This window comes from Gottfriedia acidiceleris (assembly GCF_036421055.1).
In the GTDB taxonomy this organism is placed as follows: Bacteria; Bacillota; Bacilli; order Bacillales; family Bacillaceae_G; genus Gottfriedia; species Gottfriedia acidiceleris_C.
Genome location: NZ_JAZGQS010000005.1, coordinates 112,129 through 123,792, shown reverse-complemented (window position 1 = coordinate 123,792; position 11,664 = coordinate 112,129). Strand labels below are relative to the sequence as shown.

The 11,664-nt window shown below is 35.2% G+C and carries 8 protein-coding genes; all 8 read right to left on the bottom strand.

What is annotated here, in order from left to right:
- Window positions 1–78 precede the first annotated feature (78 nt).
- Window positions 79–1,605, bottom strand: coding sequence for a DUF4127 family protein (locus tag RAH41_RS09560; protein WP_331222136.1), 1,527 nt, complete (start codon window positions 1,603–1,605; stop codon window positions 79–81).
- Window positions 1,606–1,639: 34 nt separating this feature from the next.
- On the bottom strand, window positions 1,640–2,593 hold the full coding sequence (locus tag RAH41_RS09555; RefSeq protein ID WP_331222135.1) for an acetylxylan esterase: 954 nt from the start codon (window positions 2,591–2,593) through the stop codon (window positions 1,640–1,642).
- Between the two features lie 63 nt (window positions 2,594–2,656).
- Window positions 2,657–4,339: an ROK family protein gene (locus RAH41_RS09550; RefSeq protein WP_331222134.1), complete on the bottom strand. Its 1,683-nt coding sequence runs from the start codon at window positions 4,337–4,339 to the stop codon at window positions 2,657–2,659.
- Window positions 4,336–6,921, bottom strand: coding sequence for a glycoside hydrolase family 38 C-terminal domain-containing protein (locus RAH41_RS09545; RefSeq protein ID WP_331222133.1), 2,586 nt, complete (start codon window positions 6,919–6,921; stop codon window positions 4,336–4,338). The genes RAH41_RS09550 and RAH41_RS09545 overlap by 4 nt, the downstream gene beginning before the upstream one ends.
- Window positions 6,914–8,275, bottom strand: coding sequence for an FAD-dependent oxidoreductase (locus RAH41_RS09540; protein WP_331222132.1), 1,362 nt, complete (start codon window positions 8,273–8,275; stop codon window positions 6,914–6,916). Before RAH41_RS09540 ends, RAH41_RS09545 begins: the two co-directional genes overlap by 8 nt.
- 105 nt (window positions 8,276–8,380) lie before the next feature.
- Entirely contained in the window at window positions 8,381–9,205 is an 825-nt protein-coding gene (locus RAH41_RS09535) for a carbohydrate ABC transporter permease (protein ID WP_331222131.1), read from the bottom strand.
- 19 nt (window positions 9,206–9,224) lie between these two features.
- Window positions 9,225–10,178 carry a sugar ABC transporter permease gene (locus RAH41_RS09530; protein WP_331222130.1) on the bottom strand — a complete coding sequence of 318 codons (954 nt, stop codon included), beginning with the start codon at window positions 10,176–10,178 and terminating at the stop codon, window positions 9,225–9,227.
- A 66-nt stretch (window positions 10,179–10,244) separates the two neighbouring features.
- A complete protein-coding gene (locus RAH41_RS09525) occupies window positions 10,245–11,582 on the bottom strand; it encodes an ABC transporter substrate-binding protein (protein WP_331222128.1) in 1,338 nt (445 codons plus the stop codon).
- Window positions 11,583–11,664 lie beyond the last annotated feature (82 nt).

Sequence of the window (11,664 nt, the reverse complement as noted above, 5' to 3'; positions counted from 1 at the left end):
TTAAATGTTTGTATACAACAAATGGTGTTATCAATAATAAAAATTAAAGTTAATTGCCTTGAGTTGTGTCAATAACTATTACACTTCTTTTGTTTTATAATTTATTACGATTCCGCACTCAAACATTCGATTCCATGGAGCATATGTAGCAATATTTTCAACTTTGATATTTTTAAAGCTAAATAAAATTAGATTATTAAATCTGTTTAAAAGCCTCTTGTCTCGCTCTTGATTAACTAGATGAGCTAACCTACTTATGTCAAAATAAGATAAATTATATTTAGGAAGGAAATCAGCAACCATTTCCATTCGAATTTCTGCCTGGTAGAAGTAATCATCTAGGAGATGATAAATTAAATTTTTCTTAATGATTAAAGGGTCACCTTCCATGCCCAATACACCCTGGCAAATTGTTGTACCAAGAGAATTGCAATTAGTATTCCACCCTTTGTATGAGACAAGTTTGTCTAAAATTTTCTCCTCATCTAACAGCGTAATTAATTCGCGATCTCCGCCATTTGCAAAAGCTGAATCTGCTAATATCACTTTTTTTCCAGATAAAATAAAAGATTTTATTTTATCTACAAACGACAACATATTTCGAAAGCTTGTATAAGTAATATCCTTTGTATTTTGTTCCCACGATTCCTGCATTACACGACCTGGGGTATTATAGGCAAGAATAAGATCTGCACTCTCAGCCGTATCAACTAATTGACAACCAGATGCTAATATATGTGCTTTTAAGCTTTCAGCAAAAGGTCGGTCCTCGTACATCGGAATTAACTGCGGCCCAAGTGTACTGCTCCATACGGGAAAAATCTTTGGACGCAGATTCTTCCAAGCATTGTATGCTCTAGATAGCAAAGTTGCTCCTACTTCATCAGCACCAGGATACATATGTACTTTACTATATAAACGTAGCTCTTCACGCTTACGGACTACACAGCTTTGATCCATAGCTGTATAACCAAACTCAGCACTATCATCTTGCGGAATAGATAAAAACGTCAATACTCCTTCATGTACAAGCTCGAGCATCTGAAGATTAATGGCCAAGTTAAATTGACGTCTAGTTTCATAATCTTTTATATATTCTTCAGGGAGTATCTCAATCATATTGTTTAACTGTTTTTGCTCGTCCTGTGATAGCTCTTCACGCTTTTGCTTATCTATTAAATAAGCACGTAAAAAAATTTCTCTTCCCCAATGCTCGTAATATTCAGGTTCCTCGTCACTTGAACTATACTTCGGAGTGCGCATGATTAAATTGGAAGCATAAATTTCAAGTTTTGGATAATCCCTGCGAAGAGCACGTAAACGTTCCGCCCATACTACCCTTATATTTTCTTCTAAGTAATGCAATCTCGAAGGAAGTAAGCCACCATAAATTAACATATCAATGCTTAATATGATTGCGTCTACTTCACTAGAAATACCTTTAACCCAAGTCCAAAGTCCCTCTGTATCTCCTGATTCCTTTTTATTTCCAAGTAATTCTAAATTAGGCATAATTAATTCAACATCTGTCGAAGAGCTTGCAATTTTTTGGACATAAGAAACATTACATGGACGTTCGTCGATTGGTATATATGCAATTTTCATGGTTTACTTCCTTTCTATTAATCTATTCATTATTTCAAACCGAATGGATCGCAACAAATTTTAATTTTTCCTCTTCATGAACTGGATGCAAACTATGTTCGTGCTCTGGATACGCCATTATTTCTTTGATTCCACCTAAGTGATGATATAAAGCATATCCACTAGAAGGAGGACAAACACGATCTTCTAAACCTACTCCAACTAGCACGGGACATACTACCCAATCTGCTAAATTCATACAATCAAAATAGCTTAATGTTTCATAAACAAGTTGATTTGTCTTATGTAATGGATCATGTACTTTAAAATAATGATAAATTTCATTATATGGCCCCTCAGTTGATAGGCGAATCGAACGTTCAAAATGTGTTAAAAATGGCACATCAGATAAAGCTAGTAATATATCATTTTGTAAGGCTGCTACTGCAATGGCTAGAGCCCCACCTTGACTTCCACCCTCTACAAATACAGACTTCTTGCCTGAAATCTCTCTAACAACATCTACACTTCGGAAACAATCCATATAGACATAGGCGTAATAATAATGATCTGGATTCTCAATGCCCAGCGTCATCCATCCAGTTGCACCACCATGTCTATAATGATTATGATCAGGGGATTTAAGATTTTGCCCCCGCACCCCAACCATTAACACTGGAATCCCTTGAGCTACATACTTAAGGGCATAATGTGGTTGTAGCGTATTCCAATTATAGCCATGAAAAATAACTGATGCTGGTGCACTAGGTTTCTCATTTTCAGGGCATATAAAAACGCCATGAATACGAGAATTACGAAACCCGTCAAAGTAGACATCATACACATGAACCCCTGGGACATAATAAGCTCTTTTCTTTATTTCTATATTTAATGCATAGCTTTTATTTTCTGCTATCTTGTTTTCCCAAAAAGCGGTAAAACCGGCCATCTTCGTCTGTTTCGGTTTATAAGTCTGCAGTTTACCCAGCGGCAGATCAAAAAGGTTCATCTTCTCACTCCCTATCTAACTAAAAAAGTGAAAGGGATACCTATAATAAGCATCCCATCTAAATTAAAACGAATTACTGATTTTCTGTTCGATATACTGCTTAATCTGTAATTCTTTTAGAATTATATCTAATAAGAAATAGACAGAGACCTCTCTAATTAAACTACTTTCCCCTTCAATCACTTGTGTAGCTGGAATCATCAATTTTATATCAGGTACAAGTGATAAAGGAGAATCTTGTTGGCTTGTGATCCCGATAGTAGGACAGCCAACCTTTTTAGCGATATCTATAATTTTTACGATTTCTGGTGAATACCCGGATACACTCATTCCAATTACGACAGTATCCTTTGTTAACGAATTCGTGGACATTTCCAATTGATAACTTGAAATAAATGAATTTACTGAAATTCCAAGTTTCATCAACTTAAATTTTAATTGTTCTGCAATTAAAGCCATTTCATTCAATCCGTATAAATATATTTGCTTGGATTGAACCATTTTTCCGATCGATTTTTGAATATCCTTTACTTGATGTAGTGAGTTAAATTTATCTAGCATATCTATATAAGTTTGTTTAAGTTCTGTCAGGCTTGTTAGGTCTGATTGTTCATGAATACGGGTGCTCACAGAGGCTTCTTTTGCCAACAAACGCAAGTTATTGTAAGAACCAAACTCTAGCTTTTGACAGAATCTCGTAATTGTTGCTTCCGAAACTTTAATTTGTCTAGATAGCTCAGAAATCGTCTTGTTTGGAACGCTCTCTAAATTGGAAATAATATACTTTGCAATGATTTGCTCCCGCTTAGTTAACTGAGACTGGTTTGATTCAATAATTGTAGTGATGCTTTTTAAAGGTTGCAAAGATTCCTGAAGCAAAAAGTGGCGCAGTGCTCCAATCATTCCAGCATTGTTAAGGTTTTGTGCAATTTTAATTTTTGTTTTTTCTAAAACCTTAGGGATAATATCCTTTTCAAGTTGCTTCATTATTAATGGATAAAGATAATCTTTTTGTGCAGTAATTCCCCCGCCGATAATAATCATTTCCGGATTCATGATATATGTAATTGTGGCGATACCTTTCGATAAATAATAAACTAAGCGATCGATCTCTTCTATACAAATCTGATCTTTTTGTATTGCTAGCTCAAAAATCTCTTTACCGTTTAAATCACTTTCAGGAATACCTTTTCGTTTTGTTACATTCTTAATCAAAATTCTTGTCGAAGCTAATTCTTCAAATTGACTTCCTTCTATCGGGATATAGCCAATTTCCCCCCCACTGAAGCTGTGCCCAGTATGGAGTTTATTATCAACGATATAACTTCCGCCAATTCCAGTGCCGATTGTCAAGCAGAATAAGCTCTTGGCATCCTTGCCTGTTCCAATCCATGACTCTGCCAATCCAGCACAGTTCACATCATTTTCCACTTCAACAGGTAATCCAAAAAAATCTTCCAATTCTCGCTTTAGCTGTGTACCTGTATAATGAGGTATAAGCGGTGATGCATATAAGATAATTCCTTCTTTGGAATCTACTTGTCCTGCAGAGCTAATACAGACCCCACTTATATCATGCTGTTTTATTAAGATCTGACCAAATTCCTTTACTTTTTTTAAGATGGCTGTCCCCCCGAGATGTGCCTCAGTTGGAGATTCATATTTTTCAATGAATGTTCCGTTCTCGAAAAGAACACCATATTTTATTAAAGTTCCACCTATATCAAATGCTAAAAACTTTCTCATAATTGTACACCTTCATTTCTATGGGTAAAACAATGACTTTTTCTTCTTACGCGAATTGTTTTGATTTCTTTTGGTTTAAAGGTAAAGGTCATTTGTTGTAATGCGTTATAATTTGTTAGTATTTTGCCAGTAAAATCTACTTCTAATAATTCAACCGGTTCAAATCCAAAACAAAGTTCAGTCTTTTGTTCTCCATTAGTTGGATTGAACATACGAATATCAAATGTATTTTGTTCCTTCTGAATAGTAGATGAAAAGGCAATGACCGATGATGATTGTTTGAATAACTTCTGTTCTTTTTTCAATTTGAACGATTGCTGACACAAAATCTTTTGCCTTAGCATCTTTTGCTGATTTAAAGACATATTTTTCTTGCCTAAAATTAGTCCATATTCAAATGTATAAGTCCCTATGCATTGTGCATCTGGTGTTTCAAATCCTGGTCCTGCGCCATTTCCACGTGTACGTAGATCTCGTCTTGATAACCAGCCTACACTTCTTATTATGGTTAGTAAAGCAAAATCATTACCATCAATTTCATCTACTTCATATTCTTGCAAACCGCGATGAACAAGTTGATGTTGATTGGCTATGACTGTGGAATTGGTTGGGTATTGGTTCATAACGGCTTCCTTATTTTTGGGCATATCCCAAATCTTTTGGCGGATAGTGGGACGTTCTATTATGTCAAAGGCAGTATCAGCATGACTTACATTACATTTTGCTCCTAAATCAAAACCAACACGTAGTTTCTGATCTTTTGCAACATTATCAACTTTTGTTTTAAAATATATCAATCTCTTTCCATGATAGAGGGTAACGTTTGTAATTAGTTTATTTATTACATACTCATCACTTGGTCCTGTTCTATTATCGTTTAATGAAGCGGGTAGTTTCATTTCATATTGCAATGTCACAGATTGAAACGTTTTTCCTATATTCAAATCACACACACCAGTTATTTTGGCTTTACTAATGATGTCATTAATTGGTGGCGAATAGTTATAGGTGTCTCCAGCATCTAATGAAGAAAAAAACTGATGTTGATTTTTATACGTGATATTTCGTTCCTTATCCAAAATTTGAAGACCTTGGTCATTCCAAGTAATCTCGTAAAATTCATTTTCAATAAGATTTTGTTCGCTAGGTAATTCGAACGCTTTTGCTTCCTGCAATCGTTCAATTCGCACTTTTTTAATCTCTACACCATCGAATGCCATTGTAAACTTTACATGATAAATTACATACTCAGTATAATGCGGTTCAGCTAAAATATGTCGAAGGAACTCTTCACTTTTTTCCCGACTCACCACATCAAAAGGAATTGGTTTATCTTCATAATAAAGTGTAATGGCACCTAAGTCCTCATCAACGGGTATAAAAATGGTAGCCTCTACAGGATACACATCTAAAAATGGGGTATTATTAATTAAATATAAATAGGTATTATTCTTTGAGCTATCTAAGAATTCAAAAGGGAATTGATCGTTTAAAATATCCTTGGCAAATTGGCTTATCGCACTTATCACCTTTTGTGATCTTGTTTCCATTTCTTTATGCACTTCATCAATACTACAACCACAAATACTGTCATGTGGTTGATTTTTTAAAAGTAATTTCCATACATACTCTATAAATTTTTTTGAGTCAGTACTTCCGTTGGTCCATACGTTCAAAGCCTCCATAACTCCGATGGCTAAATCTTCACACTGTTGATTTTTATTTTTCAAATACGTTCGGGTGGACAACACTCCGGGCAGAATAAAGATTTTGGAAGGATTACGTTGCTCACCTTTAATGGTTCTTAAAGCTTCCTTTCCCTCAAATGCCTCAATATACTGAGACATTAAAGATTGTTTAAATTCAATCTTTGGGAAATTCATTTTTAATTGTTCTATTTTATGATTGACATCAGAACTTGTAAAAGTATGGTCTGCACCGTTCATAATCAATGCTTTTCCATATGATAAAAATGGAGCACTTGATTCCAAGTATTTTCTTGTTTCCTCTTGATATGTATTGTGTTTTAAAAAGGTTTGATAATATCCCTCAAAAAGTGGTAAAACAAACGTAAATACCCTACTCCCGTCTGCCCCTTCCCAAATATTTTCAAATTGTTCAGATATTGCTCCTCGAAAAAGTAGTGCATTATCAATATGAAAACCCTTTAGGATTTGCGGTATTTGGCTAACATGACCAAAGGTATCTGGCAAGTACCCTATATTATGTGATGAACCAAATGATTTAGCCATTTTTATACCTATCTCTAAATTTTTTATCATCGATTCACCAGAAACAAGAAATTCGTCGGCGAGCAAATACCATGGTCCAACTTCAATTTTTCCATGCAGAATAAATGAAACAAATCTTTCATATTCTTCCTTACTCACAACTTCTTTGTAATCATCAATTACGATGGTCTGGCCATCGAAAAAAAAATTATCTATTTTTCCGCTCGTTAATAACTCTTGGACATATCGGATACCGTTTCTAAGTTTATATCGAAATTCTTCAAAGCTCTCATACCACTCTCGGTCCCAATGCGTATGATTTAATATGTGTACTTCTTTTATGTTATCCATATGATTCCTCCAACTTAAGCTGTCGTTTAATATGGGAGCCATCTATTTGATTAAGATCAATATTTTGTCTCACCGAAATCGCACATGCAATCCCTGCAGCTTCACCTATATCTCTGACAGTAGGCTGAATCCGTAGGGATGCTTGCATTAAAAAGGTACAAGAAATATGTCTGCCGACAACAATTAGATTACTTACTGTATCCGTTATCAGGCAGCGATATGGAATTTCATAATATTCACCTCTAGAAAGTTTCGCTTCCTCGACTTGATCTTTCGCTACACTGTGAACATCAATATACCAGTCACCTCTAGCAATTCCATCCTCAAATTTTGCACGGTCTATATAATCTTTCTCGGTTAACATGTATTTACCAACAATTCGATATGATTCACGAATTCCAAGTTGATTGGCTTCTTTTAATAAAAATGCCTGTTCAAAACCTGGTACATACTTAGGTAAAAAACGTGAAAGTCTTCGAATCATTTGTCGTCCCTTTATGACTGCTTTAGAGCGAAGAATTGGATCTGTTGTTTGAAATACCCCTGGAATATGTGGGCAATTAAAAGACATGACAGTAGGCTTTCCTGGTTGGGTAAATGCTTGAAAATAACGAAGGTCCTCTTCTTGTAAATCTCCATTTTCAAGTCCCTTTAAAAATATGGGCTCCAATACATGTCCTTTGCCTGGAACCATAGCGATTTCAAAAAAGTCGGGATTTTCTATCTTACAAAATGTCTCGTTCTGCGAGAGAATAAATTCGCGTAGTCGTGCAACGTCAATACCACCCATTTCAAAACGAAATGAGATTTGCTGGTTTTGCCCTTTTTTATCACCAGATTCTACGGAAACTCCGGCTGTACGAGAAAGGGAGGCATCGGCCGTAGCATCAACAAAAGTCTTTCCCTTAATGGCTACTAATCCATTACACGTATTTACAATTATATAAGTGATTTTATTTCGATCCTTTATGCAATCAATGTAATTTGCATCATACAAGATTTGACCTTGACGTTCGATAATTAATTGTTCGAGCACATAGAGTAGGGTTTCAACATTAAACCAGCTGCAATTTGTCGTTCCGTCATTTGTTATAATCTTTTGCTCATTCAATCGATCAATAATTAATTGGTTTACACGCTGTGATTTTACGTATGTTGGCATCATCGGAGAAACGAGAGAATTAGTCTGGGTACCTCCAAGAGAGATGGTCTTCTCTACAATCAATGTTGAAATATTCTCCTCTAAAGACGAGATGGCAGCTGCAACTCCCGCTGTACCCCCACCGACAACAACACAGTCTACATCATAAATGACTGGTAACTCCCGTCCAAAGAAATTTATTGTCGTACTCATTTCATTCACCCACCTAAGGTTTGTTATTAAAACTGGCAGTCCTTTCGATACAAACTATTTTTGTCTAACTTGATTATCTTAAAAAACCCAACTATCCTAAAGGTTTTATCCTTTTACTGCTCCATCTGTTGCTCCTGAGATAAAATACTTTTGAAGCCAGATAAAAACTAGTAATGTAGGTGTAGTTGTTAAGATTGATGCGGCACTAATCAATTTCATATTGGCACCATCAAAATTTTGAGAAAGCTGTGCTAGACCGATTGATAATGTATACATGCTGCTGTCTGTCGAATTTAATAATGGCCATAAATAATCCCCCCATGTACCCATAAATGTAAAAATGGAAAGAGTAACAAGTGTAGGTTTCACAAGTGGTAGTGCGACCATATACCACACTTTAAAACGATTTGCCCCATCTAAAAAGGCTGATTCCTCTAGCTCCTTCGGTATTCTAAGATAAGCTTGACGCATTAAGAAAATCCCGAAAGCGGTTGATACTTGCATAACAACTAAGCCAAGGTGAGTATTTCGCAGTCCAAGAGTCCCTGCCAATTGGAACAAAGGAGCCATATAGAGTTGGAAAGGAACCATCATTGTTGAAATAATTAATGCTAATACAACACTTCGACCTCGAAAGTTCATTCTTGCGAGAGGATATGCAGCTAGACTACAAAATAATAAATTTAATGGAATTGAAATAGCCGTAACAATGGCCGTATTTAAGAAATAAGAAGTAAAATTTGATTTGTCAAGAGCGTTAACAAAGTTTGATATTGTTGGATGTTGAGGCAACATATTACCATAAATGCTTTCTCCTGAAGACTTTAAAGACATAAAAATAGTTATGAGAAATGGTCCAACTGTTAAACAGGTAATAAAAATCATAATGAAATATAGCCAGATTTTTTGCGTCATTCTTTTTAATTTCATTTTTTCGTCCACCTCTTTTTTATGCTCTTAAATCATCTTCACGTTTACTTGTTAGTTTCATTTGAAGTAGTGATCCACCAATGGCAAGTAACAGTAAAACCAAGCCTGCTGCAGATGCAGTGCTAACGTGAAGACTCATAAATTTATTGTAGATATACATAACAAGCGTTGTTGTTGCACCAGATGGACCACCACCAGTCGTTAAAGCTATTTCCTCGAACACTTTCATGCCAGCGATAATCGTCATTACCGATACCAACGTCACTGAAGGTGTTAACATAGGAAATGTAATGTGTCTAAACTGCTGGAAAATAGAAGCACCATCAATACTTGAAGATTCATATACGTCCTTTTGTATTGATTGGAGACCTGCTAAAAAGATAATCATATAATAGCCTAGTCCTTTCCATACCGTTATGGCGGAAACTGCGACTAATGCCGTCGTAGACTGGACTAAAAGATTTGTTGGCGAGTCAAATAGACCAAACTTTACTAACAAGTTAGAAATGACACCACTTTGAGAATAAAGCATTTTCCACATTAATGCTGCAACAACCATTGGCGTAATAACTGGTAAGTAATATAGGATACGAAAAGTACTAACTCCTTTAATTTTCTGGTTTACTAGTACTGCTAAAATCATTGGTAAAAAGACATTTAATGGCAAAACAATTATCAAAAATAAAAATGTGTTAATTAAAGCGTTCCAGAAATCTTTATCTGAAAATATCTCTTTAAAATTAGCTAAACCAACGTACTCGCCGGTACCCGCAATGATTTTATAGTCTAGGAAACTCCATTTAAAAGCTTCTAAGATTGGTATAATTAGAAAGATTCCCAAAATCAGAATTGATGGGAGTAAAAACAACCATGGTGTAAAGATTCTCGTACGCCACTTTTGCTTTTTAATTTTTTGATCAACATTAATGTTTGTTTTGTTGGTTTGAGGTGAAATAATTGATTCTCTACTCATCTTGAACTCCCCTTTAACTTTTAGAGACTAGCTTTTTTAGCAAAAAAGCTAGTCTCTTGAAATTCTTTAGAATGTTACTTTTTCACCTGATTTTTCAAATGATTTGTTCCACTCTGAAGCTAATTCCTTTAATGCTTCTTTTGGAGTTAACTTACCTTGTAAGTTTTTTACAAAGATATTTTTGATTGATTCGCGTAATTCTGCACTATTTTCTGTTGGTGGAATTAATACTTTAGCGCGAAGTAAAGATTTAGACGCTTCCAACATGCCAAAAGCTTTTGGTGAATTCCCTGGATTTGTGAAATAACTATCTTCTAATGACTCTTTTGTAGAAGGTAGAACTGTTCCTGCTGTTTTCGCAAACTCTAACTGATTTTTAGAATTCGTAACAAATTCAGCTAAAGCAACCGCTGCGTCTTTGTTATGAGTTTTTGACGGTACAGCATAGTTCATTACTGCAACATTTACAGGTGCATCAGCTGAATTTAAAGGCTGACCAGATTTTGATGCTTTATATACGTTTGGGGAACCTTGCTCTACCGGTCCAAGGAACGTTACCCCACCTTCAAGAAATGCTACATTTCCTGCCATATATAATTCTTGGCCTGTTTTAATTGAGCCTTCTGCATTTTCTTGTGGAATGATGCCTTCTTTATACATTTTTTGAGTTAAAGTAAAAAACTCTAGTATATCTTTGTTATCTTCAAATACAGCTTTTCCGTCTTTTACAATTGGTTTGCCATTTGCTAGTGAGACCATTTTTTCCATTATGGTATTCCCATCGTTTACAACTGCATAATATGAAGGTTTTCCAGTTGCCTCTTTTACCTTTTTAGCAGTTTCATAGATTCCTTGTAATGTAGAAGGAAGTTCTTTTACACCAGCTTTGTCAAATGCATTGCCGTTAAACCAAGAAACGGTTGTTGTTAAATACCATGGCAATGCATATAGCTTCCCATCATACATTCCTGATTGGAAAGGACCTTGTAAATAGGATTCTTGCGTCTTTTGACTAACAACATCTGTTAAATCAAGTAATCCACCTTGTGCTGCAATATTGGACATATAGTGAGGGTTTAAGTTTACAACATCTGGTACATCGTTTCCTGTGAGGGAAGTTAAAACTTTTTGCTCCATCTGATCTTGAGGTATGTCTTGTATTACAACATTTACTTTTGGATGAAGTGTTTCAAATTCTTTTTCTATATTTTTGAAATATGTATCAAATGGCTCTCCAGCTAACGAAGCAGTCCAAAGTGTGACCTTACCAGAAATGTCTCCCGTCTTTTTTGTTGAGTTGGACTTTTCAGTACTAGAAGTTTGATTATTCCCACAAGCCATCAAGCTTAATGAAATTGTGGCAACAACTGAACCCATTACAAGTTTTTTCGCTCTCTTCTTCATTCATTTTTCCTCCTTAGATTGTTATCGTTTAAATTATTTTTAAAATAATTTTAATAACTAATTTATTTCTGAAAAAAATTTT